This window comes from Candidatus Pantoea floridensis (assembly GCF_900215435.1).
GTDB classification, from domain to species: Bacteria; Pseudomonadota; Gammaproteobacteria; order Enterobacterales; family Enterobacteriaceae; genus Pantoea; species Pantoea floridensis.
Map to the genome: position 1 here is coordinate 2474098 of NZ_OCMY01000001.1, position 25483 is coordinate 2499580.

Annotated in this window: 22 protein-coding genes, 1 tRNA gene and 2 pseudogenes; 13 read left to right on the forward strand and 12 right to left on the reverse strand. The window is 51.4% G+C overall.

Annotated elements, in window-relative coordinates:
* The first annotated feature begins 2 nt into the window (after window positions 1-2).
* Together CRO19_RS11725 and CRO19_RS11730 are read left to right on the forward strand one after the other, a co-directional pair.
* Window positions 3-1472 (forward strand): SulP family inorganic anion transporter, encoded by a 1470-nt coding sequence (locus CRO19_RS11725; protein WP_097097646.1) that lies wholly within the window; start codon window positions 3-5, stop codon window positions 1470-1472.
* 293 nt (window positions 1473-1765) lie between these two features.
* Window positions 1766-3187: a GGDEF domain-containing protein gene (locus tag CRO19_RS11730; RefSeq protein ID WP_097095954.1), complete on the forward strand. Its 1422-nt coding sequence runs from the start codon at window positions 1766-1768 to the stop codon at window positions 3185-3187.
* 16 nt (window positions 3188-3203) lie between these two features.
* Here the strand turns inward: CRO19_RS11730 and ddlA are convergent, their stop codons facing one another.
* Window positions 3204-4298: a D-alanine--D-alanine ligase gene (gene ddlA / locus CRO19_RS11735; RefSeq protein WP_097095955.1), complete on the reverse strand. Its 1095-nt coding sequence runs from the start codon at window positions 4296-4298 to the stop codon at window positions 3204-3206.
* A gap of 244 nt (window positions 4299-4542) precedes the next feature.
* Between ddlA and CRO19_RS11740 the strand changes: the two genes are divergently transcribed.
* The 4 genes from CRO19_RS11740 (at window position 4543) to CRO19_RS11755 (ending at window position 10474) form a co-directional block, all read left to right on the forward strand.
* The gene (locus tag CRO19_RS11740; protein WP_097095956.1) at window positions 4543-6804 is read left to right on the forward strand and encodes a type I secretion system permease/ATPase; all 2262 of its coding nucleotides are present in this window, start codon (window positions 4543-4545) and stop codon (window positions 6802-6804) included.
* A complete protein-coding gene (locus CRO19_RS11745; RefSeq protein ID WP_097095957.1) occupies window positions 6801-8042 on the forward strand; it encodes an HlyD family type I secretion periplasmic adaptor subunit in 1242 nt (413 codons plus the stop codon). Before CRO19_RS11740 ends, CRO19_RS11745 begins: the two co-directional genes overlap by 4 nt.
* Window positions 8043-8064: 22 nt before the next feature.
* A complete protein-coding gene (locus CRO19_RS11750; protein WP_320204475.1) occupies window positions 8065-9435 on the forward strand; it encodes a TolC family protein in 1371 nt (456 codons plus the stop codon).
* 334 nt (window positions 9436-9769) lie between these two features.
* The gene (locus CRO19_RS11755; protein WP_097095959.1) at window positions 9770-10474 is read left to right on the forward strand and encodes an MgtC/SapB family protein; all 705 of its coding nucleotides are present in this window, start codon (window positions 9770-9772) and stop codon (window positions 10472-10474) included.
* Between the two features lie 117 nt (window positions 10475-10591).
* Here CRO19_RS11755 and CRO19_RS11760 read toward each other — a convergent pair.
* From CRO19_RS11760 to CRO19_RS11775, 4 genes and pseudogenes are all read right to left on the reverse strand, one after another.
* A pseudogene (locus CRO19_RS11760) lies at window positions 10592-11470 on the reverse strand (glycosyltransferase family 17 protein); the annotation flags it as partial.
* 259 nt (window positions 11471-11729) lie between these two features.
* A complete protein-coding gene (locus tag CRO19_RS11765) occupies window positions 11730-12167 on the reverse strand; it encodes a hypothetical protein (protein ID WP_320204476.1) in 438 nt (145 codons plus the stop codon).
* The gene (locus CRO19_RS11770; RefSeq protein ID WP_320204477.1) at window positions 12167-12781 is read right to left on the reverse strand and encodes a hypothetical protein; all 615 of its coding nucleotides are present in this window, start codon (window positions 12779-12781) and stop codon (window positions 12167-12169) included. The genes CRO19_RS11765 and CRO19_RS11770 overlap by 1 nt, the downstream gene beginning before the upstream one ends.
* Before the next feature lie 11 nt (window positions 12782-12792).
* A pseudogene (locus CRO19_RS11775) lies at window positions 12793-13245 on the reverse strand (tyrosine-type recombinase/integrase); the annotation flags it as partial.
* On the opposite strand from CRO19_RS11775, the gene CRO19_RS26095 reads away from it, so the two are divergent.
* The gene (locus CRO19_RS26095; protein ID WP_097095962.1) at window positions 13188-13433 is read left to right on the forward strand and encodes a hypothetical protein; all 246 of its coding nucleotides are present in this window, start codon (window positions 13188-13190) and stop codon (window positions 13431-13433) included. The pseudogene CRO19_RS11775 and the gene CRO19_RS26095 overlap by 58 nt on opposite strands.
* Window positions 13434-13530: 97 nt before the next feature.
* Here CRO19_RS26095 and CRO19_RS11785 read toward each other — a convergent pair whose 3' ends face one another.
* From CRO19_RS11785 to CRO19_RS11795, 3 genes are all read right to left on the reverse strand, one after another.
* Entirely contained in the window at window positions 13531-14412 is an 882-nt protein-coding gene (locus tag CRO19_RS11785) for a hypothetical protein (RefSeq protein WP_097095963.1), read from the reverse strand.
* Window positions 14413-14591: 179 nt separating this feature from the next.
* Window positions 14592-14667, reverse strand: a tRNA-Ile gene (locus CRO19_RS11790).
* Window positions 14668-14854: 187 nt separating this feature from the next.
* Window positions 14855-15640: an SDR family NAD(P)-dependent oxidoreductase gene (locus tag CRO19_RS11795; protein ID WP_097095964.1), complete on the reverse strand. Its 786-nt coding sequence runs from the start codon at window positions 15638-15640 to the stop codon at window positions 14855-14857.
* Window positions 15641-15773: 133 nt separating this feature from the next.
* Here CRO19_RS11795 and CRO19_RS11800 point away from each other — a divergent pair, with 133 nt between their 5' ends.
* The 3 genes from CRO19_RS11800 to CRO19_RS11810 all read left to right on the forward strand — a co-directional run bounded on the left by CRO19_RS11800 (window position 15774) and on the right by CRO19_RS11810 (window position 17721).
* Window positions 15774-16361, forward strand: a complete 588-nt coding sequence (locus CRO19_RS11800; protein WP_097095965.1) for a TetR/AcrR family transcriptional regulator — start codon at window positions 15774-15776, stop codon at window positions 16359-16361.
* Complete coding sequence (mug, locus tag CRO19_RS11805; RefSeq protein WP_097095966.1) at window positions 16358-16873, forward strand: G/U mismatch-specific DNA glycosylase; 516 nt, start codon at window positions 16358-16360, stop codon at window positions 16871-16873. The genes CRO19_RS11800 and mug overlap by 4 nt, the downstream gene beginning before the upstream one ends.
* Before the next feature lie 89 nt (window positions 16874-16962).
* On the forward strand, window positions 16963-17721 hold the full coding sequence (locus CRO19_RS11810) for a substrate-binding domain-containing protein (RefSeq protein ID WP_097095967.1): 759 nt from the start codon (window positions 16963-16965) through the stop codon (window positions 17719-17721).
* 48 nt (window positions 17722-17769) lie between these two features.
* On the opposite strand, the gene rpoD is transcribed toward CRO19_RS11810, so the two are convergent.
* From rpoD to rpsU, 3 genes are all read right to left on the reverse strand, one after another.
* Window positions 17770-19611 carry an RNA polymerase sigma factor RpoD gene (rpoD, locus tag CRO19_RS11815; RefSeq protein ID WP_097095968.1) on the reverse strand — a complete coding sequence of 614 codons (1842 nt, stop codon included), beginning with the start codon at window positions 19609-19611 and terminating at the stop codon, window positions 17770-17772.
* Between the two features lie 376 nt (window positions 19612-19987).
* On the reverse strand, window positions 19988-21733 hold the full coding sequence (gene dnaG, locus CRO19_RS11820; RefSeq protein WP_097095969.1) for a DNA primase: 1746 nt from the start codon (window positions 21731-21733) through the stop codon (window positions 19988-19990).
* A 118-nt stretch (window positions 21734-21851) separates the two neighbouring features.
* Window positions 21852-22067: a 30S ribosomal protein S21 gene (gene rpsU, locus CRO19_RS11825; RefSeq protein WP_008103436.1), complete on the reverse strand. Its 216-nt coding sequence runs from the start codon at window positions 22065-22067 to the stop codon at window positions 21852-21854.
* Between the two features lie 281 nt (window positions 22068-22348).
* On the opposite strand from rpsU, the gene tsaD reads away from it, so the two are divergent.
* A complete protein-coding gene (gene tsaD / locus CRO19_RS11830; protein ID WP_097095970.1) occupies window positions 22349-23362 on the forward strand; it encodes a tRNA (adenosine(37)-N6)-threonylcarbamoyltransferase complex transferase subunit TsaD in 1014 nt (337 codons plus the stop codon).
* Window positions 23363-23391: 29 nt separating this feature from the next.
* Here tsaD and plsY read toward each other — a convergent pair whose 3' ends face one another.
* Complete coding sequence (plsY, locus tag CRO19_RS11835) at window positions 23392-23991, reverse strand: glycerol-3-phosphate 1-O-acyltransferase PlsY (protein WP_097095971.1); 600 nt, start codon at window positions 23989-23991, stop codon at window positions 23392-23394.
* Between the two features lie 107 nt (window positions 23992-24098).
* Here plsY and folB point away from each other — a divergent pair, with 107 nt between their 5' ends.
* Both folB and bacA read left to right on the forward strand, forming a co-directional pair.
* Complete coding sequence (gene folB / locus CRO19_RS11840; RefSeq protein WP_097095972.1) at window positions 24099-24458, forward strand: bifunctional dihydroneopterin aldolase/7,8-dihydroneopterin epimerase; 360 nt, start codon at window positions 24099-24101, stop codon at window positions 24456-24458.
* Between the two features lie 191 nt (window positions 24459-24649).
* Window positions 24650-25468 (forward strand): undecaprenyl-diphosphate phosphatase, encoded by an 819-nt coding sequence (bacA, locus tag CRO19_RS11845; protein ID WP_097095973.1) that lies wholly within the window; start codon window positions 24650-24652, stop codon window positions 25466-25468.
* Window positions 25469-25483 lie beyond the last annotated feature (15 nt).

Below are 25483 nucleotides of genomic sequence, written 5' to 3' on the forward strand. Positions count from 1 at the left end.
ATCTGAGCACCCTTCGTCAGGATATTCCCGCGGGTTTAGTGGTATTTCTGGTTGCGCTGCCGCTCTGTCTTGGTATCGCGCAAGCCAGCGGACTGCCGCCGTTTGCGGGTTTACTTACCGGCGTAATCGGTGGATTGCTGGTCACTGCGCTCAGCCCATCCCGCTTTGCGGTGAGTGGACCTGCCGCTGGATTAGTCACCATTGTGGTAGCATCCATCGCCACGCTGGGCAGCTTTTCTGCCTTTCTCACCGCGCTGATTTTAGCGGGCGTGCTGCAGTGTGTGTTGGGGGTGTTACGTGCCGGGCGCTTCATCTCATTGGTTCCGGGAAGTGTGATTAAAGGCATGCTGGCAGCGATTGGTATTTTACTGATCATGCAGCAAATCCCTGTGGCCTTTGGCGCAAAGGGTGATGTGGAGCTGATCTCGCTGGTGAATGGCGAGTTTGCGTTCTCAGCCAGTGCAATGCTGGTGGCTGGCACGGGTCTGACTATTTTATGGCTGTGGACCACGCCGCTGATCAAATCAGTTAAAGCGCTGAACTGGATCCCCGGGCCGCTGGTCGCCGTGCTGATAGGTTGTGTCGCGACGGTGTTTGGCGATCGCCTTTTTCCCGCACTGGCCGAAGATTTACCGCGTATTGCGCTGCCCGCATTCGATAGCCTATCCGCGCTGGCGGCAGAGCTTGAAACGCCAGACTGGCAGGCATGGCAAAATTCTTCCGTGTGGATGGTGGCGCTAACGCTGGCATTAGTGGCGAGCCTTGAAACCTTGCTGAGTCAGGAAGCACTGAAAAAGCTGCGCCCACAGCATCCTGCGCCGTCACCGAATAAAGAGATGTTTGCGCAGGGCATTGGTAATCTCACTGCCGGTTTTCTTGGTGCGATGCCCATTACCGCGGTGATTGTGCGTAGCTCGGTGAACGTCAGCTCGGGCGCACAAACCAAGCTCTCCATTCTGATTCATGGTGTGCTGCTGCTGATTTGCGGCCTGTGGTTTAGCCATCTGCTAAACGCCATCCCTCTTGCCAGCCTGGCAGCCGTGTTGCTTTACACCGGTTATAAGCTGGCGACGCCGCGTCTGTTCATTGAACAGATGCGCATGGGCGCGCAGCAATATGTGCCTTTCCTTGCCACCATCGGCGGCATTATCGTATTTGGCATGCTCGCGGGGATTGGGATTGGCATCGCCACCCAGGTCCTTTGCAGCATCTATAAAAGTCATCGTAATGCTTTGCAGCTCACGCGTTATGACGATCACTATGTATTGCGCTTCCAGCAAAACCTCACTTTTATGCATAATCCCAAATTGCAGGGATTACTGGCGGAGATTCCGGAAAATAGCGTAGTGATTGTCGAACACGATAATGCCGAATATATGGATCCGGATGTAAAAGCGGTATTACAGGATTTTGGTGAAAGCGCCCCTGAACGTGGCATTCGGCTAAGCCAGTGGCCCGTTGCGGTTAAATAGCAACAATCCTCGGCGGGAAAGTCATTTTTTCACCCTAAAATCGGATATCTCGGATATCCGATTTTTTTATTTACAGGGCATAATTGCCACAGTTGCATCCTTTTTCTCTGACGTTACCGCAATACCACCTGGCCCCTATCCTGCTTTCATGGCAGATTGAGCGCCATCCAGCCGCAGAGTAGGATGACGAACACTTGCTTAATTACCGAATCATCGCACGGTTATTTCAGGTTTAATGCTTGCTGATGCCCATGGCTGATGGCAGCGATTTCCAGGTTACAGGATTCAGACGTATGCGCGTTATGCTGTTTGAAGAGAATAATTTAAAAAAGAATGCTCTCACGCTGTTCTTCATTACGTTGTTTTTCTGTTTTATCGGTAGCCATTTACGCATCCCCGAAGAGTTTTCACTGTTCTGGCCGGTAAATGCGTTGGTGGCCGGTTTAATGGTGCGTAACCCGTTTTTGCACACCACCTCGAGTTATCTGGTGTGTTTCAGTGCCATGGTCTTTAACGACATGGTATTTTCCGGCTGGGCGTTGCCAGCGTTCACCGTCAATTTCGCCAATATTTTGTTTATTCTCGTGGCGGTCAGCATGCTGATCAAACATCTGCAGCGCCCTTCGGCGCATAGCCAGGTGTTTAATGCCATGCGCATTTTTCCTGCCTGTTTCCTCGGCGCGGCGGCCTGCGCCACCTGGGGTGCCTGGGCGCAGGATGTCGACTTCAACGCGCGCTTTATCGTGGCGTGGGGCGACTGGTTTAGCGAGCAGTTTTCGACTTCACTGATGTTGCTCCCGGTGATGCTGGCGCGCCCGCTGCGCACGGTAGCGCCGCGCACCTTACTGCATCCCGGCAAACTGCTGCCGCTGGCGGCGGTCATTGTGTCGTTGATCGTTGGGGCATTAATTGGTGGTGCCGGCAGCCTGACCTTTCCGGTACCGGCGCTGATCTGGTGCGCCATTGTGTTGCCGATTCCGCTGACCAGCCTGGTTATTCTGATCACAGGGATCACCGAGATCGTCTTGGTTTCGCATGGCGTTATGAATATTCAGGGCGACGATGCGCTGCTGCCCATTAGCCATCTCACCTCAGCACGCCTTGGCGTTGCCACCGTTGCGATCAGCCCGTTGCTGGTGGCGGTGAGTATGGATGCGATCAGGCAGCTCAATCACCGTCTTTCACTGCGCGCTAATTATGATTTCCTCACCCAATTGCTCTCCCGTTCCGGCCTGTATGAAAGCCTGAAGAATGAACCCTTTTCACTGCAGCGCGAAGCGGGGGTCGTGTTGCTGGATGTCGACTATTTCAAAGCGATTAATGACAACTTCGGCCACGATGCTGGCGACAGTGTGCTGGAGGAGATTGCGCGCCGTATTCAGCAGGTGGTTGGCAATCGTGGTCTGGTGTGTCGTTTCGGCGGCGAAGAATTTGTGGTGGTGGTATTTGACTGCAATCACAGCCAGCTGTATCAGCTGGCCGAAACCGTGCGTCAGGCTATGGTGAAGGAGAAGTTCTGGATTCAGGGCAACACGGTAACGGTGACGGCCAGTTTAGGTCTGGCGCGCGGCAGCGCCCAGAGCGAACGGGAATGGCCGGCGGTTATCAACCGCTTAGTATCGGCAGCGGATAAGAATCTCTACCTCGCCAAGCGCAACGGCCGCAATCAAACCTCACCGGCGACGGAGCCGCGCAATATCATGGACGTGGCCTGAGCCACGTCCATGCCGGTTACACGCTGCTTTTAAGCTGGCTGGTGAGCTGATGGCGCTGCTGCGCCAGCACGATCAGACGCGATATTAAATCGCTGTAGCTCAAGCCTGCTGCCTGCCAGAGCTTCGGATACATGCTGATATTGGTGAAACCCGGTAACGTATTCACCTCATTGACAATAATCTCCCCGGCATCCGTCAGGAACACATCGACGCGCGCCATACCGAAACACTCCAGCGCCTGGAAAGCAGTTATCGCCACTGCGCGAATGGCATCACTTTCTTGATCGCTGATTGCCGCCGGCACCTCCACGTGGGCACCGCTTTCACTGATGTACTTGGTGTCATACGAGTAGAATGCATCGTGTACCACCACTTCGCCGCACGGACTGGCTTCCGGCGTATCATTACCCAGCACCGCACACTCAATCTCACGACCTTTAATGCCTTGCTCAATCAACACCTTGCGATCGAAAGTAAAGGCGAGATCCAGCGCTGCATCAAACTGTTCCAGGCTATCAACTTTACTCACGCCCACCGACGAGCCCTGGTTAGCGGGTTTGATAAACAGCGGCAGGCCAAAGCGCGCGATCACCGCTTGAGCATCGACCTTGGCGCGCTGTGCCTGCGTAACGCTCAGCCACGGCGCGACATTGAGTCCGGCATCGCGCAACAGACGTTTGGTAAAATCTTTATCCATGCTCACGGCGGAACCCAGTACATCTGAACCGACAAACGGCAGATTAGCCATGCGCAGTAGACCTTGCAGCGAGCCATCTTCACCCAGCGTGCCGTGTACGATGGGGAAAATCACATCCAGCTGTGACAGCGGCTGCGCCTGCTGGCGTGTTATCAGCTGCTGCGAGGCGCTGCCGGGTACCAGCGCGATATTTTCGCCAGACCGATTGAGGGCAATCAACGCCGGATTTTCAGCGTTGAGTAAAAAACCCGACGCATCATTCAGATGCCATTCGCCCTGTTTATCAATCCCCAGTAACACCACTTCATATTTATTCTTATCAATGGCTTCAAGGATATTTTTGGCTGATTGTAACGACACTTCATGTTCGGCCGATTTGCCACCAAATACGATACCTACGCGCTGTTTTGCCATTGCTATTTTCCGATTGCTATCAAGCGAGTCAGTAAGATAACACGCAGATGAGGAGCATCAACAGCCCCCGGTTTTCACCCTGCAAAACGCCATCTTCCCAATGTTAAACAAATCGTTATATCCCTTTGAGACAAGCCTTAGACTTTCTGAAACCTGACATCTGTCAAAATTTTGCCCCTTCAAACAGATGAAACGGTGGGCAATGTGCCCGCCGTTTTTTTGTCAGGTTTACAGGAGTCGGGAAATGGTCGACCAGAAGCAGGATGCTGTGGAGCGGGATGCGCGTTCTGTTGCTCGAATAGAAACCACCGTAGATGACACGCTGTTAAAAAGCGTGGCGTGGATCTGCAAACATTACAACCGTGAAAAAAGTGAAGATGCGCTGGTGGCGGGTTTGCCCAAAGCGACATTTCTTAGCCCCTCGCAGGCCATGACTGCGCTGGAAAACGCCGGCATCACGGGCGGCATGGTCGAACGCCGCCTGCAAGAGCTGCCAGAGCCGTTAATGCCGATGATTTTGCTGCGCAAAGGCTACGGCGGCTGCATTGTGCTTTCGCGCCGAATACAGACCAATGCGGAGAATCAACGCGAGCTGCGCTTCCAGCTGGTGATGCCAGATGTCAGCGAAAAAGCCGTGGAGATGACACTCGCGGAGCTCAATGAGATCTATGCCGGCTTTGCCGTGCTGGCCAAACCGGCAGCGGTACTGGACGAGCGCGCCAGTGCCATGCTGCCGGAGGTCAAAGGACATTGGCTGTTTACCACGCTGTGGCGCTATCGCCGCTACTATCGCAGTGCCGCGATCGCCGCGGTATTAATCAATGTGCTGGCGCTCTCCAGTATTTTCTTCACCATGAATGTCTACGATCGCGTAGTCCCCAACCAGGCGTTCGTTACGCTGTGGTCGCTGGCGATTGGCGTCACGATTGCGATGATCTTCGAAGCGATAACGCGCTTTGTGCGCGCGCACCTGCTGGATATGGCCGGTAAGAAGGCCGATTTGGTGCTGGGCAGTATGCTGTTTCGTCAGGCTCTGTCGATTCAGATGGAGCATAAGCCGGCATCGTCGGGCACCTTTGCTAACCAGATTCGCGAATATGAATCCGTACGCGATTTTGTGGCCTCAGCAACACTCGCGGCTATCTCCGATTTACCCTTCATCCTGATGTTTGTTGGCGTGATCTTCTTTATTAGCGGTCCGCTGGCCATCATTCCGCTGATGATGATCCCGATGATCATCATCGTCAGCGCTGCGATCCAGTGGCCGCTGGCGCGCATCATGAAAGAGAACTTGCGCGATGCCTCATTGAAGCAGGGCGTGCTGATCGAATCGATCGAGGGCATGGAGACGCTTAAAGCGGTGGGCGGCGAAGCGCATATGCAGCGTCGCTGGGAAAATTTCAGCGCGCTGCAATCAGCCAACGCCATGAGATCTAAACGCTATTCGACGCTGGCAACCGGCGTGGTGACGTTCCTGCAACAGTTTCAGACGGTGATGCTGGTGGTGGCGGGCGTCTATCTGATTAATGCCGGCACGTTTACCATGGGGGCCATGATCGCCACCGTGATGCTAGCCAGCCGTGCAACCGGTCCGCTGGGGCAGGTGGTGGGTCTGGCGGTGCGCTATCAACAGGCGAAAGCCGCGATGATGTCCTTGAACAAATTAATGGAGATGCCTGTCGATCGCGACAGCAGCAAAACCTATCTGACCGATCCCCCTCTGAGCGGTGCGATCTCACTGCGCAATGTGAGCTTCTCTTATCCGGCTCCGCCAATGAAGCCCAATCCAGAGATTTTGCAGGACATCTCGCTGAGCATTAACGCGGGTGAACGCGTCGCCATTCTTGGCCGTATTGGCAGCGGTAAATCTACCTTGTTACGTGTGATGGCGCGGCTTTATCAGCCGATTAAAGGCCAGCTGGCGGCGGATGGCCTGGACGTTAACCAGATCGATCCGGCGGACTGGCGCAAAGCCGTCGGGTTTGTTAGCCAGGATGCGCGTCTGTTTTACGGCACGCTGCGTGAAAATGTGATGATTGGCCGCCCGGATGCCACCGCCAATGAGCTGCTGCGCGTACTAAAACTTACCGGCCTGGATCAGGTGGCTGCGCGCCATCCGAGCGGTATCAACCTGATGGTGGGCGAGGGCGGAGAAGGATTATCCGGCGGGCAGCGACAGCTGGTTTCGCTAGCGCGCACCTTGTTAACGCGTCCCAAAATTGTGCTGATGGATGAGCCAACCAGCGCCATGGATAGCATGACTGAAAATCAGTTTCTTACGCATCTCCGCCACGCCAGCGAAGGACATACGTTGATTGTGGTGACACATCGTCCCTCCATTTTGGCGCTGGTCGATCGCATCATCGTGGTGGAAGAGGGAAAAGTGGTCGCGGACGGTCCCAAAGATCGGGTGCTGGCCACGCTGGAGGGGAAAAATAAAGCGCAGCCGCGCCAGGCGCTAACGCCTTCCACGCCGGTGGCCGCCGGGCAGGAGGCAGCCGTATGAGCAAGTTGCTGCCATGGCGTAACCGCGTCAAGCCTCTGTCTGCTGCTGACGCTGAGTTTATGAACGATGTGCAGGCTTCACTGCTGTCGCAAACCACACCCGGTTCCAGGCTGGTGATGTGGCTGATTATTGCGGTGTTAGGTATAGGGCTTCTCTGGGCCAACTTCGCCCGGGTTGAAGAGATTACCAAAGGCGATGGCAAAGTCATCTCGCGCAGCCGCGAACAGGTGATTCAAAGCCTTGAAGGCGGCATTCTGGCGGAGATGAACGTACATGAAGGTTCGGTGGTAAATCGCGGTGATGTATTACTGAAGATCGATCCCACTCGCGCGCAGTCCAGCTACCGCGAAGTCCTGAGTAAAGTGGTGGGTCTGAAGGGCAGCATTGCGCGTTTGCGCGCCGAGGCTTATTCGCTGCCGCTGGCGTTTGATGAGCAGGTGAAGAGCGATCCTGCCATCGTTGCGCAAGAGACCCAGGCCTACGAATCGCGCAAGCGCGCGCTTAATGACAGCATTACCTCGCTGCAGCGTAGTTACGCCTTATCTCTGCGCGAGATTCACCTGGCGGAGCCGCTGGCTGCAAAAGGGCTGTTGTCTGAAGTCGAGCTGCTGCGCATGCAGCGCCAGGCGAATGACATCCAGGCGCAAATCGTTGAGCGTCGCAATCGCTATCAATCTGAAGCGCATGCAGAGCTGACGCGGCTGGAGCTAGAGCTGAGCCAGGTCAGTGAAAACCTGGTGGGGCGCGCCGATGTGGTAGAGCGAACCACCCTGACTGCGCCCGTGCGCGGCACGGTGAAAAATGTGCGCGTTAACACCATCGGCGGCGTGATCCAGCCGGGCGAACACATCCTCGAAATCGTTCCATTGGAAGAACAGCTGCTGGTTGAAGGAAAAATCCGTCCGTCTGACGTGGCATTTCTCCATCCCGGTTTACCGGCCAAGGTGAAGATTACCGCCTACGACTTTGCCATTTACGGCGGGCTTGATGGGCATGTGGAGTACATCAGCCCTGATACGTTGAAAGACGAGCAAAAAGCCGCCAGTGGCCGCCCGGATGATACCTACTATCGCGTTCTGATCCTGACGGATAAAAGCACGCTGCACGCCGGCAATAAAGATCTGCCGATCATTCCAGGCATGATCGCCACCGTCGAGATCCGCACCGGTGAGAAAACCATTCTCGATTATCTGTTGAAGCCAGTTCTGAAGGCTAAAGAAGCATTCCGCGAGCGTTAAAATGATGAAAATAAAGAATACGATGCACCGTGCAATAGTGCGTTACTTCTCCGTGTGCGCGGTTTGTATCGCCGCCTTATTGACTCCCGCAGTGAATGTGATGGCGGAATCCAGCGATATCTCGCAGGAGGGGGCTCGGGTGAGCCTGAGCGGACCGGAGAATGAAACGGTCGCAGCGAGTGAGCTGCGCCAAAAATTCCTTGCCGCTGCGCGTATTAGCTGGAGCATGAGTCCGACGTTGAAGGCGTATATGGCGCAGGGCGAGGCGGCCGAAGCCAACGTCGAAGATGCGAAGGGGCAGCGTTGGCCGCAGGTGGACGTTACGGCCTCATCAGCCACTAAAGAGTTTGGTAACGGCGTTAAAAACTATCAATATCAGGACAGTACCCCCTCTTTAGGCTTGTCAGTCGCAACCAATTTGTACGATTTTGGCCAAACCCGCAGCACCATTGAAAGCCGTCAGGAACGTGTTACGTCTGCGCGGCAAACGGTTCAGGCTCAGCGCGAAGAGCTCGCCATGCAGGTAAGTAATGCATTGATTGAATGGGATAAACAGCAGCACGTTATCGCCATCAGCAAGCAATATCTGGCGCGCATGGCAGAACTGACCAAAATGCTCAACGGCATTGTTCAGTTGGATGCGGGCCGCCGCAGTGAACTCACACAGGCAAAAGGACGGCTACTGCAGGCGCAGAGCTATCTGGAAAACGCGGAATCACGCGCGCGTGATGTAGAGATCACTCTGCATCGTCTATTGGGCGATAGCCGGGTAATTCTGCCGGCCAGCGACAAGTGGGCGCTTCCCTTTGCGGACGTAAATCGCCAGCTTTCGAGTCTGGATGGGCATCCGCTGATCTTGCGCGCCAGCGCTGAAGAACGTGCGGCTTTTAAGGAAGCCGAAGCCATCAAAGCCTCGGGCTTGCCGAAGCTCAACTGGACGGTCAGTAAAAACACGCGTGAAGATCAGTTAGGCCGTCAGCAAGCCTGGCAAACCGGTTTGAACGTTAGCTGGGGTTTATTCCGTGGCGGCTCAACCACCGCACAGGAAATTGCCGCCATTAAGCGTGCCGAAGCGAATCGCGAGCAGGTGCAGGAACAGCGGCGTGAGTTGGAAAACCGCGTGCGGACGGCCAATCAGAACGCACATTCCACCGCAGAACGTGCCGCACTGTATAAAAACCTGATTGTGGAATCCGATCGCATCCGTAAAGACTTTTTTGATCAGTGGTATCACTTAGGTCGTCGTTCATTACTGGATGTGTTGACTGCAGAAAGCGATCTCTATAACAATCAGGTTAATGAAGTCAGTAACCGTTTCGATAGCTATGCCGCCATTATTAACGGTTATGCCAACGCCGGCACGCTAAGCCACTGGTTGATGACGGGACGCTAAATTAGCCGTGGCGGGCTGGCATTTTCATAACCCAACTTAAACAAAGTGGATTTTGCGGTTGGCAACGCGGCGGCGAGCGCTTTAAAATCGCGGCGAATTTTTACCCAAGAGGATCACGACATTGGACACTTGTCCCGAACGATTACAACAGGCCTTTGCGGTAAGATAGCTATCACGCTGTCTTAACCGCGCGTTAAGACAGCGGACTTCCTTCCAGAATCTCCCTTTCTCATTAGCGTTTTGCTGCTGATCCACAGCGGTAACGGCTCTAGCTGTAATCCAATTATTAACCCCGTTGTTCCGCAGGCAAAAGCACGGCGGAGTGAGGTCTATTATGGATTGGAAAATCTTTTTACTGCGCGTTACCGTCGCGCTGGTGTTGGGCGCATTAATTGGCTGTGAGCGCCAGCTCCGCCAGCGCATGACCGGTTTACGCACTAATGCGCTGGTGAGCACCGGCGCTTGCCTGTTTGTTTTGATGACGCAAAGCGTGCCAGGCATTGCTAGCGATGCCTCACGCGTTGCCGCTTATGTGGTCTCAGGTATCGGCTTCCTGGGCGGCGGCGTGATCATGCGTGATGGCCTAAACATTCGCGGGTTGAATACCGCCGCGACCTTGTGGTGCACCGCCGCGATTGGCGTACTGTGCAGCATGGGATTACTGCTCGAAGCCGCGATTGGCTGCATGGTGATCCTTTGCGCCAATATCCTGTTGCGTGAGTTGGCGCTTGGCATCAATCGCCAAACCATTGTCTCCGCTGCCGAGGCTATCCAGCACTACAAAGTACAAATCATCTGTCTCGCGCAGGATGAAGTACAGGTACGCAGCCTGATGCTGCATACATTGGGCGGCAGCGGTCTGCGCCTGCAATCGCTGCACAGCGAAGACCTGGATCCGCCGCATCGCATGGAAGTCAATGCGGAGGTGATGGGGAATCCCACACTGACCGATCAGCTGGAAAGTCTGGTAAGCCGCATCAGCCTCGAGAAAGGCGTGAGCTCTGTAAGGTGGCAGGTGAGTGAGATGGAGCGCGATTGAATCATTGCACGCCAGTTTATTTTGGATTGAGTAAACAAAAAGCCACCTTGAGCGAGGTGGCTTTTTGATATGATTTTAATATTATTATTTTTTGGTGTTATGAATTATCTAAAACCATTATAGAATAAACTCTTTATATTTATCTTTATTCGAAACCAAATACGCTGGAAACTTGTCATCTGATAGGTTTTGTTTGACGAGATTTCTATCTCTATTCCACAAATCCTTTCCATCGATTAAAGATTTAATGATGTGCTCTTTATTGTTTAAATGCGGCAGATCATATTCGGTATGTGAAATTGACGACATTTTCTCAGAAATTCTTTCTGGTGTCATAATCCATGAAAAGTGCCAGCCAGCATCTTTGATAACCTTGCTACGAAATTTAAACCAATTTCTGGCAATAAAATCGTCAAATAAACCTGATTTTTTGATGTTCCTGAAGGTTTCTGGCTTGCTATCAAAATGATCTCGTAAGTTGCGCATGCTGGTTGCGCGTGGCAGTCTGCATTGACGTGCAGAACCATCAGGATTGAAAACCTGAAGGTTAAATTGATAATTATAAAAAGGCATATGCAGTATTGTACATAGCTGCTTAGGATTTATTTCCTTAATAATTTCTGGCTTGAATATTTCATCAACATCAGAAATTAAAATAAGATCAGTGTCACCAGCATCTTTTAAACCCCGCATGATTGCATTTCTAGTCGCGGCTTCATTCGCCCATGCATCATATTGGTCTGCGTGTTCCTGCTTAAATATAGGCCGTTCATTAAAGATCACATAAATTATTTTATCTTTAAATTTTTCAAACTTATTAATATCAAAATTTAACTTTTTAGGCTTCCCGGTGAATGTATGGGTTGATTCCACAATCACAAAGCGATCTACGACATCATTAAGAGTATTGAGCCTAATATCTAATAGCATATCTTCATCATAATATAAGAAACAGTCGTAAATCACAGTGCATTCCCTGTAGTTGTCCCAACATCTGAATCTACATGTTTACAAAATGACACATCTGTTGTCTAGTTCTTAATGATTAAGTGAGGAATTGCGTACACTTTCCAGCGCTTAAGATGAAAATCTCGAGCGCCGCTGATGCTTAAAAACAAAAAAGCCACCTCATGCAAGGTGGCTTATTGATATGATTTTAAAGGTAAAATTTGGTGGCCCCTGCTGGGTTTGAACCAGCGACCAAGCGATTATCAACCCCAATTCGACGCGAGTGAGAACAGTAAATCACTCTTTTTTATCTTTTCTTTAGTCCGAACAGCGATAGGAAGCATTGAATAGCGTTACGCTCTTCTGCCATTTTTCTCCCATTTGTAGTATCAACTGAAGCCGTGGCTACACAGCTTTTTGGATTGTATTGCCAAGCGTCTGGAGTTTCATATATCGTGCCATCGTCATCCATTACTTTCGCGTTCAGCTTGTGAGATATTTGGAGCATTTTCCGGTAGAGGGGAGTTGGTGGCCATTTGGTATAAATGTTACCTTCAGACCAATCAAGCCAGTCTTCTCCGTCCGAACCACCCCCATTCCATATGGCATTAAACTCTCCATTTCTTGGGGAAAGACTAAGTTCGGGATCGCTATTTATGATATTGAACCATTCATCAGAACTGATTTGATTATCATCGTTCTCAGCCCAAAACTCTGCTCTTGTTATATGAAATTCAACGCCCATCAATTTATTTCCTGTTTACGTATCTTAGGAGAATTACGATAGTTACCAGATAATAAGTCAATCCAATCTTTATTGGTAAGGATTCGATAAAACGGTTTTAATCTGTCCCTTACGTAGTTAATTATTTCTGGCTCGCTCATTTTAGACGCTTTGGAGGGATAATCTGGTCCCCAATCTTCAAACAATTCTTCGTATAAATGATAGTATCGCCAAGTTATTTTGCTGGACAAAAGAGAATCAGGACCCAATGGGAACGAAGGTATTTGGTGTAATCTGAGTTCGATTTCGTCAATAGATTCAATATGAAGTAAAAACCAAGTTTTAATTCTTAACCATACAACAGAGCTTTCGTTAAGATTAGGCAAGAAAATACCCTCTTGGCGCATATAAGCTGAAAGGTAATGTTTTACCTCATAAGGATCCGGTTTTTTATCTAAATTAAGAGAGGCGAGAATCAAAATGGTTTCTGAACCATTCCCCTCTATTATTTCTCTCTCAGCCCATTCTGTAATTTCTTTGTCATAGTCATCAACTCGATAAGCTTCAAATGCTTCTGCATAAGTCTTTAGACAAAGAATTTCATGCAAACTGTATTTGTACTTTGTTTTATCCATTAACATCTTCTTCAGTCCATAATACTTAGTGGATTAAATCTCAAAGCCTCAGGCAAGTGATCCGGTGCAAAGTGCGCATACCGCATTGTATCCTTTATATCTGTATGCCCCAGTATCTGCTGAAGTACGAGAATATTGCCGCCATTCATCGTGAAATGAGACGCGAAGGTGTGGCGCAAAATATGCGTAAGCTGCCCAGCAGGTGTCTCTATGCCAGCTCGTTGCATGGCCTTTCTAAAAGCTGAATAGCATGGTTCAAAGAGCACCTGTGCTTTCCTGCTTGATGGCAGATCAGCCTGTAATTTTTCAGTTATCGGCACCGCGCGGTTTTTCTTGCCTTTAGTTTTCACGTAGATGATCTGACCGGCGCGGATTTGGTTGCCCTTCAAGCCTTCGGCTTCACTCCATGGAGCGCGGTGAAAAGCTGACCTATGACGCGATCTGGAATCAAAACATCTGGCCATCCCAGCGCTATGTAATATGGCTGCGCGCTGAGTTCTGGGATGTGCGCTACAAAACTGTGGAGGATGGAAAACTGAACTGGTTGCCCGTGGCCGATGCACTTTTTTCTAATGAGGATGAAGCCATGAAAGCCGCACTAAACCACTGGGACAGCCTGCCGAAATACACGCGACTTTACAACCGTGATTAAGGTGGCTGCAAATGGCGACTTTTACTTTCGCCATCCCACTCTTAGAAAGAATATTAGCTTTCAATTAAAAGTCGAATGATAGAGACCTTCTATCTAATTACTTAGCGACTCCTTCAGGGTTATGTTTACCTAATATATATCCACGCAAATTAAACCCTAAATTTTTAATAAGTTGTTCAAGGTAATGTTCTTCAATATAGAATTGAATATTACAATCATCAATAAACTCATGCTCGTCATACTCTTCAAAACGAATGACGGGGCTGTAGGTATATCTATTTATATAAACTGAGTGCTCAATATCAAATATAAAATTATCTTCGTTTGAATCATCTTTGAATTTTGATGTCAATTTATCGAACCCCTCTGCCTGAGAGGATATTAATTCTTCTACTTCCGCATTATGCTTGTTGTCAAATAACGTTTTTATTGTCTCCCTAAAAGTTGGATTTAAAGTGCAAAAAGTCATTGATTTATCAATTCTGTTTAAGGGGATAACAAGCTTGTTTTCCAGTAAACCTAAAAATGCTTTTTTGTGAACATCAGAGTACAAATCATCAATTTGTATGGTGGAATCTTTTTTTAACAAAGTAAGTAATATTTTTTTAGCTTGCGCAGAGTAATCATTAAAAGAACTCTTTAGGATTTCATTTTTACGAAAATCATCTTCTGCTTTTTTAAACTCCTCTTGAATGCGCTCTCTTGTCTTTTTGTTATTTTCGATTTTATTTTTTATGCTTCCTGCAATGTAGTCGTAAACAAAGAATAAAGCTGATGAAAGTAAAGCACCAATTGCAAAGCCAATAACCGAAATAAGGGCAGTGCTGAGTTCACTTTGAATATTGAATGGTAGTATTAACGGTTGTATGTAAACCCAACAGAAGATTATTGAGGCCGCTATAATGAGTAATCTTATTGATGATTTAAACGAAACAAGGTTAGTGATTTGAGTCAAAATAGTTGAAAAGGGATCTGCCATAAATTCTCCTTGCTAGCCGTTAGAAACGTGACGCCAAAATGCACTTTGAGAGTGGGGCAGGGGCATCTGTCAAAAGAGGATGCTAAAAACAGTGCGACACTTTTGCGACACCAAGGGGTTTATCTAATTAATAAATCTTGGTTATTCTTGAGTAACTACTTGATTAAAAGAGGGAAATTTGGTGGCCCCTGCTGGGTTTGAACCAGCGACCAAGCGATTATGAGTCGCCTGCTCTAACCACTGAGCTAAGGGGCCAGCGGAGCGGGGATTATAGAGTATCTTGATGGGGTGATCCAGAGTTCGCCATTTGGATGGTGAAAATTACAGCAATGGCTGACTCTTTGATCTCAAAAAGAAAAATCCATTATCCCACACGCTATCGATCATTAAGCACTCAGCCCTGATCGCTTTTTGAGACCAAACTGGTGCAAAAAGGCCGCCATTACGATAAATAGCGCGATGCAGGCTTGTTCAGCGAGATATACGGTAAAATGGCAATGCGTGCTTCGTCGTAGCGCTGCCACAGGCTGATATCCTCTACTGACGGAATCGTAACCAACTCACCCGCATCTAATCCGCTGAGCGCTGCGGATACCAAATCATCCACTTCCATCAGCATCTCCGCCGGAAGATCGTTGATAGATTTGCCTGCACGTTCGAAGATTTCGGTACGCGTTAAGCCTGGCAGCACCGCCTGCACTCGCACGCCGCTGTCGACAAGCTCACGGTTCATATTGCGCGTCAGAGAAAGCACGTAAGCTTTGCTGGCGTTATAGGCGCTGTTCGCGGATTCACTCACCAGCGCTAATACCGAAGCGATATTCACAATGGTGCCGCTGCGGCGAGCACGAAATACCTGCGCAGCACTGTGCGCGAGTTGGGTCAGTGCCGTGATATTTAATGTCAGCATCGTCTGGATCTGGGCAATGTCACCTTCAATAAATTCGCCTTCTACCGTCATACCGGCATTGTTCACCAGCATCGTAATCCGCGTATTTTCATGGATTTCACGGTCAACTTTCTGCAAGTCAGCGTGATGGGTGAGGTCTGCGGCCAATACGTTAACTTCCACGCCATGCTCATCGCGCAGAGACTGGGCCAGCGCATTGAGCCTGGCCGCATCGCGCGCCACCAGGATCAGGTTTGCGCCGCGTGCTGCCAGTTGTTTTGCATAGGTTGCGCCAATACCGCTTGAGGCGCCGGTGATCAAAGCCAGTTGGTGTGACATAGTGGTTTCCTTGAAATGATGGTTATCATATTTACGTGGTTAAATATGACGCCCATCATATTCGGCGTCAAGCTAGAATATGATGCTCGTAATAATTACACTGATTGTCACTAACGATGAGCGGATAAATGAGATGGAAAAGCTGAGCCATAAAGCGCGTACGCGGCAGCGCATTTTGGATGAGGCCTCTGTGGCGATGCGCGAGAGCGGGACGGAAGGCATTGGTGTGGCGGCCCTGATGAAGCGCGCAGGGTTAACCCACGGCGGATTTTATGCCCACTTCGCCTCGCGTGAGGAGCTGGTGAAAGCCGTCATCACTGAGATGTTTACAGACTCAGCGCGACGCTTCGCGGATATCACCGCGCTTCAGGATCCGGCACAGCGGCTTAATCAGCTGGTAGATAACTATCTGTCGGATCATCATTGCCGCACGCCGGGTGAAGGCTGTCCGATGCCCGCGCTGGTGAGTGAAATGGCACATTTGCCAGAGGATACGCGCGCGCTTTTTTCCCAGCGACGTGAAGCGGTGCGCCAGCGTTTAGTACAGACGCTGCAGGAGTTGCATCACCCGCAAGCGGATGAGGTCGCCACCAGTATGCTGGCAGAAATGGTTGGCGCTGTGGCGCTGGCACGAGCCTGCGCCGATGACGATGAAGCGCGCACTTTGCTGGCAATGAGCCGCCGTTCGGTGAAACAACGCGCTGGTCTGGAGACGATATGAGCGAGCATGATATTCGCGATATTGTCGCCCCCGATTTACAGGTGCTGTTTTGCGGCATCAATCCGGGCAAATCTTCGGCGCACACCGGTTTTCACTTTGCCCATCCAGGCAACCGCTTCTGGAAAGTGATTTATCAGGCCGGTTTTACGCGTGAGCTACTCAAGCCTGAGCAGGAGCAGCGGCTACTGGAAACGGGCTGTGGTATCACAATGCTGGTTGAGCGTCCCACGGTGCAGGCGAATGAGCTTGATGGTCATGAGCTGCGCGACGGCGGCACGCGGCTACAGCAAAAGATCCTGCATTATCAGCCGCGTGCGTTGGCGGTACTGGGGAAAGAGGCTTTCCAGAAAGCGTTTCGACAGCGCAAAGTGGAGTGGGGTGAGCAGCCGCAAACTTTCGGCGCAACGCGTTTATGGGTGCTGCCAAATCCGAGCGGCTTAAACCGCGCAACGCTAGAGGAGATGGTTGCATCCTATCGTCAACTGCATGATTGGTTACAGAAAAAAGCGTGAGCTCGCTCCATTAAGTGTGGTCCGAGCGTTGTATCCCTCCGCGAACCTGTCTAAACCCAATCCTTTATGGCAATAAAAGGTGAGGGCAGATGAAACACATGATTGCGCTGGCAACGCTACTGCTGGCGACACAAAGCGGTGTGCAGGCCGCAACGCTTAAGGTGTTCAGTTCCGGCGGAATGTATCCGGTGATTGAAAGCCTGAAACAGGATTATCAGCAAAAAACCGGTAACAGTATTCAGCTGGAAGCGGCGCCTTCCATGGGAGATACGCCACAAGCCATTCCCAATCGTCTTAAACGCCACGATAGCGCCGATGTGTTAGTGATGGTTGATTACGCTATCAAACCGCTCGAGCAGGCCAATTGGGTGGATAGCCACAGCCATCAGGTTCTGGCGCATTCGTATATTGCCATGGCGGTGAAGCTGGGCAGCGGGCAGCCGGATATCAGCAGCGTCGCTAAATTCAAACAGGCGCTGACTGAGGCATCGAGTATTGCGGTGTCCGATAGCGCTAGCGGCAAATATATCCAAACCAAAATGCTGGGTAAGCTGGCATTGGGTGCTGAAACCGCAAAAAAAATAGCGGTGATCCCGGCAACGCCGGTCGGTGAAGCTGTCGCTCAGGGCAAAGCGGAACTGGGTTTTCAGCAGAACAGTGAATTAAAAGCGGTGCAGGGCATTACTATAGTGGGACTGATTCCGCAGGCTGTGCAGCAGGATACGCTGTATGGCGCGGTGATCACGCGTGACACGCAGCAAAAGCGAGCGGCGGCGCAGTTTGTGAAGTATTTACAAAGCGATAAAGCGCGCCAGATGATGCAGGAAAAAGGTTTAACGCCGTACTGATGGCAATAAAAAACCCCGGCAAGCCGGGGTTTTTCGTCTCGACATCGATTAATCGTCGAGGAAGCTACGCAGCACTTCAGAGCGGCTTGGATGACGCAGCTTACGCAGCGCCTTGGCTTCGATCTGACGAATACGCTCACGCGTAACGTCAAACTGTTTGCCGACCTCTTCCAGCGTATGGTCGGTGTTCATATCGATACCGAAACGCATACGCAGAACTTTCGCTTCACGCGCTGTCAAACCAGCCAACACATCGTGGGTGGCTGAGCGCAGGCTTTCCGAGGTAGCGGAATCCAGCGGCAGCTCCAGCGTGGTGTCTTCGATAAAATCGCCCAGATGCGAATCTTCATCGTCACCAATCGGCGTCTCCATGGAGATGGGCTCTTTAGCGATTTTCAGCACTTTGCGGATCTTATCTTCTGGCATCAGCATACGTTCAGCCAGCTCTTCTGGCGTCGGTTCGCGGCCCATCTCTTGCAGCATCTGACGCGAAATACGGTTGAGTTTGTTGATGGTCTCAATCATATGCACCGGAATACGGATGGTGCGCGCCTGGTCAGCGATAGAACGGGTAATCGCCTGACGAATCCACCAGGTGGCGTAAGTTGAGAACTTATAACCACGACGGTATTCAAACTTATCAACCGCTTTCATCAGGCCGATGTTGCCTTCCTGAATCAAATCGAGGAACTGCAGACCACGGTTGGTGTATTTCTTCGCGATAGAAATAACCAGACGTAAGTTTGCTTCAACCATCTCTTTCTTCGCACGACGCGCTTTCGCCTCGCCGATAGACATACGACGGTTAATGTCTTTCACCTGCTCGATGGTCAAGCCGGTTTCTTCTTCGATCTGCTGCAGTTTGTACAGCGAACGCATCACATCATCTTCGACTTCCAGCAGTTTCTCTGACCATGGTTTGTTCATGGCCAGTGCGGCTTTAAACCAGCTTGGGCTGGTCTCGTTGCCGGTAAACAGCGTGATGAAGTTTTTCTTCGGCATTTTGCACAGTTCAATACACAGCTTCATGATCAGGCGCTCTTGCGTACGCACGCGCTCCATCATTTCACGCATATTGTTTACCAGGTAATCGAATTGCTTCGGTACCAGGCGGAACTGTTTAAACACTTCAGACAGATTTTGGATTTCAGCAACGGCGTCCGCGTGGCTGCGGCCTTTGGCTTTGATGACGGTACGCGTGGTTTCATACTGCGTACGCAGGTCGCCAAACTTCTCGCGAGCCAGTTCTGGATCGATGGAGTTGTCATCGTCAGAGCTGTCATCATCCTCTTCGTCTTCTTCTTCATCATCATCGCGATCTTCCTGCGATAACTCAGAACCAACGTGAGTTGCGGTCGGCGCAATATCTTCTTCCGCGTTAGGATCGATGAAGCCGATGATTAAATCGGACAGGCGAGAGTCGCCCGCTTCTACGCGATCGTACTGATCGAGCAGATAGGTGATCGCTTCCGGATATTCGGCAACAGAGCATTGAACCTGGTTGATACCGTCTTCGATGCGCTTAGCGATGTCAATTTCGCCTTCGCGCGTCAGCAGTTCAACGGTACCCATTTCACGCATATACATGCGCACCGGGTCGGTGGTACGGCCAATTTCAGATTCAACACTGGATAAAACCTGAGCGGCGGCTTCTGCGGCATCTTCGTCAGTGTCGGAGCTGTTCTCATTCAGGATCAGATCATCGGCATCAGGCGCTTCTTCTACGACCTGAATACCCATGTCATTAATCATCTGAATGATGTCTTCGATCTGATCGGAGTCGACGATATCTTCCGGCAGATGGTCATTGACCTCAGCATAGGTCAGATAGCCTTGCTCCTTACCACGGGTGACAAGTAGCTTAAGCTGTGACTGCGGGTTTTGCTCCATAAGACGGTATCCACACTTCTGTTAATTAGATTGGTGTCGGTCGGCGGCGAGCCAACTATAACAGTGAAGGCGTTGTGTTTTTGCCGCTGCCTACATCGCGGCCAGGGCTTTTGCCCTTCTATATTCGGCACTTAAGCCGCTTTTGTTCTTTCCGGGCCTGGCTTACTTGCCATTTTCGTCCCCGGCAGTGCTCGCACTCCTCACGTACTTTAGTACGCTCCGGGTGCTGCGCGCTGGCGGTAACGAAACTGGCTTCGACGCCTACGGCCCTAATAGGGTGATGTTTCCGGCTTCGCTTATCGCGTCTAATAATCCGGAAATGACTGAGCCAAAATGCGGTTTTTAACGTGCTTGCAGTTCTGACCCAGTAAAAATCTTATTTTTTCGCTAATGCCTGGCTTAAAGCCCAGAACTCGCGACGTTCGATGGCGCTTAGGCCTTCCGTTCGCTCACGTGCGATTAATGCTTCAAGGCGCTGTTCGAGCGCGGAATCATAAATACTTGCCAGTGAATCCTGAAACACTTCTTCCGCCTCTTCATCCACTATCATGTGGTTCCAGGTGGCCAGTGTTTCAAGGGTCTGGCTAAAATTTGTCCCGCGATATAACTCTAGTAGCTGTCCGGTAGTCAGGCCAGGATTCTCTGTACAACGACTGACTAACTCCACAAATAGCGGTAAACCCGCCATTTTCGACTGCTCCAGTCCATCCAGTGTAGGCACGATGGAAGCAAATTGCGGATTCTGCACCAATAACGCAATCAACACGCGCATGGTGGTGCGTTTCAACGGTGGCGCCGTTGGTAGCACTCCGCTTTCGGCCAGCTTCGGCATCAGCTTGTCTAACTGGTTATCGTCAAGAATGCCGAGTTTGTTACCCAGAGTTTGACGCATATAAATGCGTAAGGTTTCACCAGGAATCTGACTAATCAGCGGCAGCGCCAGTGTCGCCAGCTTGGTCTTACCGTCACGGGTACTCAAATCCACCTGCGGCATTAAGCTATCGAACAAAAACGTGGAGAGCGGTGTTGCCTGCTCCATCCGCGCTTCGAAGGCTTCTTTGCCCTCTTTGCGTACCAGCGTGTCTGGATCCTCGCCATCGGGCAAAAACATAAAGCGTAGCTGACGACCATCATTCATGTATGGCAATGCGGTTTCGAGCGTACGCCACGCGGCCTCACGTCCGGCGCGGTCGCCGTCGTAACAGCAAATCACGGTATCGGTTGAACGATACAGCAGCTGAACGTGTTCCGCAGTGGTCGAGGTGCCCAGCGAAGCAACGGCATAATCGATGCCAAATTGCGCCAGCGCCACCACGTCCATGTAACCTTCAACCACCAGCAAACGCGCGGGTTGAGGATGATTTTTTTGTGCTTCATAAAGCCCGTACAGCTGGCGGCCTTTATGAAAAATGGGTGTTTCAGGTGAGTTCAGATACTTCGGCGTATCATTGCCCAGCACGCGACCACCAAAACCTATTACGCGGCCACGCTTATCGCGAATAGGGAACATCACGCGATCGCGGAAACGATCGTAGGTGCGGCCTGAGTCATTGCTGACCAACATGCCGGCTTCCATCAGTGATTCGCGATCGTCTTTTTGCTGGCCAAAGCGCTTCAGTACATTATCCCAACCGGCGGGCGCATAGCCGATAGCGAAGTGATCGATCACTTCCTGGCTGAGTCCGCGCGTGGCGAGATAATTCTGAGCAGATTGCGCTTGCGGATTCCGCAGGCTCTGTTGATAAAAGCCGTTCAGGCCTTCCAGCAACTGATAAAGACTTTGACGCTGATGGCGTTCCATTTGGCTGGGGCCGTTGCCCGCTTCATACGGCACTTCTAAGCCGTGAAGCGTAGCCAGCTCCTCAACGCTCTCAACAAATTCCAGACGATCGTGATTCATCAGGAAGTCGATGGCGTTGCCCTTGGCTCCGCAACCGAAGCAGTAATAAAACTGCTTCTCACCGCTGACGGTGAAAGAGGGGGTTTTCTCGTTATGAAAAGGACAGCACGCGTGATAATTCTTACCCTGCTTTTTCAGCTTAACGCGGGCATCGATAAGATCCACGATGTCCGTGCGGGCAAGTAAGTCGTTGATAAATACGCGTGGAATTCGTCCTGCCATAAGCCCCGATTTTTCAGCTCATAAACGACAACAAGCCGCGCTTCCTTTCGGAAAGCACGGCCTTTTACTTGACTCTGTCTGCGTTTATCACGCGGCGGAAGCGAACTTCCGCAAGAAATTAGTACAGACGAGTGCGGCGTGCGTTTTCGCGAGCCAGTTTCTTGGCGTGACGCTTAACTGCAGATGCTTTAGCGCGCTTACGCTCGGTGGTAGGCTTTTCGTAGAACTCACGGCTACGAACTTCTGCCAGAACACCTGCTTTCTCGCATGAACGCTTGAAGCGACGCAGTGCTACGTCGAACGGCTCGTTTTCACGTACTTTAATTACCGGCATGTAACTCTTACCTCGATAAAATTCGGTTTTTGCTGCTGACTGCGGCGCCAGCACATTTCAAAATGGTGCAGCATTTTACTCCAGCCGCGGCCGACTTGTAAAGCACCATGTATAATTTAGAACCAACAGGGGCATATGCCTTCGCGGCTGCCGGTTTTTTCAGGCCGTGGAGTATAGCGCACTCTTTATGCGACAGAAAAACACTTTTTCCTGGCCAAAGTGTCTGGGCTGTGATTTGGCTGTGCTACACTGCGCGCCGCAAGAAGAGGGTGATAAAAGCTATGCGAGTTCTGGGTATTGAAACGTCCTGCGATGAAACCGGCATCGCGATTTATGACGATGCGTCCGGTCTGCTGGCAAATCAATTATATAGCCAGGTGAAACTGCATGCCGATTACGGTGGTGTGGTGCCAGAACTGGCATCGCGCGACCACGTGCGCAAAACCGTGCCGCTGATTCAGGCCGCGCTGAAAGAAGCCGGTCTTGAGCCGCAACAAATTGACGGCGTTGCCTATACGGCGGGGCCAGGATTGGTTGGCGCGCTGCTGGTTGGGGCGACTATTGGGCGTGCGTTGGCCTTCGCCTGGAATGTGCCGGCGGTACCGGTGCATCACATGGAAGGGCATCTCCTGGCGCCGATGCTGGAAGAGCATCCGCCGCAATTCCCGTTTGTCGCGCTGCTGGTTTCCGGCGGTCACACGCAATTGATCAGCGTGACCGGTATTGGTGAATACACTTTGCTTGGTGAATCGATTGACGATGCAGCCGGTGAAGCCTTTGATAAAACCGCCAAATTGCTCGGTCTGGATTACCCCGGCGGGCCGATGTTATCGCGTATGGCACAGCAGGGTACGCCAAACCGCTTCAGGTTCCCGCGTCCGATGACCGATCGTCCGGGGCTGGACTTCAGCTTCTCCGGCCTGAAAACCTTTGCGGCGAATACCATTCGCGAGCATCAGGATGACGAGCAAGCGCGTGCTGATATTGCTCGCGCGTTTGAAGATGCGGTGGTCGATACCTTAATGATCAAGTGCAAACGCGCGCTGGAGCAAACCGGTTTTAAACGTTTAGTGATTGCCGGTGGCGTCAGCGCCAACCGCACGCTGCGTGAGCGCATGGCTGAGATGATGCAAAAGCGCAGCGGCGAAGTGTTTTACGCGCGTCCTGAATTCTGCACCGATAACGGCGCAATGATCGCCTATGCCGGTATGGTGCGACTGAAAGGTGGCACGCGTGGAGAGCTTGGCGTCAGCGTGCGACCGCGCTGGCCGCTGTCAGAACTGCCCGCCATCTAAAACGAAAAACCGGCATCGCGCCGGTTTTTTTATTTCTTCTTTTTCCGCTTCCAGATCTTATTTTCCTGGCCGCGCCACAGGCGCTGGATGTTGTCGTGATGCCGCAACAGAATCAGGCAGGAGAGCATGGACACCGGAAAGGTAAACTGCGGCTTGAACCACCAGACATAAAACGGGGCGATCAGCGCGCTAACAATCGCACCCAGTGACGAATAACCGCTCAGCAGCACCGTCAGCAGCCAGGTGCCGGTCATCAAACCCGTCAAATCCCAGCCGATCGGTGCGATGGCACCGAAGGCGGTTGCCACGCCTTTACCGCCGCGAAAACGGAAGAATACCGGATAGATGTGGCCAAGGCAGGCGGCAATTGCCGTTAGGCCAAGATAGAGTGGCGCAACGTGCAGCAGATAAGCTATCCACACCGGAATCATGCCTTTCGCCACGTCGAAAATCAGCACCGCCGCCGCGGCAGCCTTACCACCAATGCGTAAAACATTGGTAGCGCCAGGATTGCCTGAGCCCTGCGTGCGCGGATCGGGTAAACCAGCCAGTTTACAAACCAGTATCGCACTGGAAATCGAACCGCAAAGATACGCGAAAATAATCATACCAAGCGCGATAGCACTCATAGCTTCGTACCGTTCCTTTTGGGTCGTTTTGTTCTCGATAAGCGTGGATAATACGCATAATCCGCCGGAAGTGGTATCCGGCTTAGCCAAAAACAGAGACTGACATCATGGATATCGTATTTATCGAGCAACTCACCGTGTTCACCCACATTGGCGTTTACGACTGGGAGCAAGGCATGCTACTGAAATTGGTGCTCGATGTCGAAATGGCATGGGACAACCGTCAGGCCGCGGCCAGCGATGATGTGAATGATTGTCTGAGCTATGCCGATGTCACCGAAGCGATCCTCAATCACCTACAAGGCCGGCGTTTTGCCCTCGTCGAAAGGGTGGCGGAAGAAATCGCCGATCTGTTGATGAATCGTTTCAAAACGCCGGGAGTACGCATAAAGGTAGGTAAACCGGGGGCTATCGCCCAGGCTGCGAGCGTTGGCGTGCGTATTGAGCGCGGGACTATTCCGAAATAAATCTTCCGTGATTGCCATCACAATGAAACCAAACCAAATTATGGTGTGTCTCACTTGAGGCCGCTGCGCTGACCAATCGATCGTGCCTGAATTTCTTAAGGTTTCCTTCAGCGTAGCGCAGGCATAATTTCAGGCGGTAGCCCTTTGCGACCGCCTTTTTACTGTTTAAAACGGATAGAGGATAAATTTTGATGGCAGACATTCATCAGCTTTGGGTAGCTGCAATCCTGGGGATTGTAGAAGGCCTCACGGAATTCCTGCCGGTCTCTTCCACGGGCCACATGATTATTGTTGGCCACCTGCTGGGTTTTGAAGGCGAGACCGCCGAAACCTTCGAAGTGGTGATCCAGCTGGGATCGATTCTGGCTGTGGTGGTGATGTTTTGGCGCCGACTGTTTGGTTTAATCGGCATTCACTTTGGTGAGGTCAAACACGAAGGTGTAGGGACCGGAAGGTTAACGCTGATTCATATTCTGCTGGGTATGGTGCCAGCGGTGGTAATTGGTTTGCTGCTGCACGATCAAATCAAAACGTTGTTTAACCCGATTAACGTGATGTACGCGCTGGTTGTCGGCGGTGTGCTGCTGTTGGTGGCCGAGTATTTCAAACCAAAACAACCCAAAGCCGTTGGCGTGGATGACATTACCTATCGCCAGGCATTTATGATTGGCTGCTTCCAGTGTCTGGCGCTGTGGCCGGGCTTCTCTCGCTCGGGAGCGACAATTTCGGGCGGTATGCTGATGGGCGTAAGCCGTTATGCGGCGTCGGAATTCTCGTTCATTCTGGCGGTGCCGATGATGATTGGTGCAACCGGCCTTGATCTCTATAAGAGTCTGGGATTCCTGACGATGCAGGATCTCCCGATGTTTGCGGTAGGTTTCGTGACCGCTTTCATTGTGGCGCTGCTGGCAATCAAAGTGTTCCTGGAGCTGATTAAGCGTATCTCGTTCGTCTCTTTCGCCATCTACCGCTTCATTATCGCGGCCGTGGTTTACGCCATCTTTATGTAAGTTATCCCGCGCGGC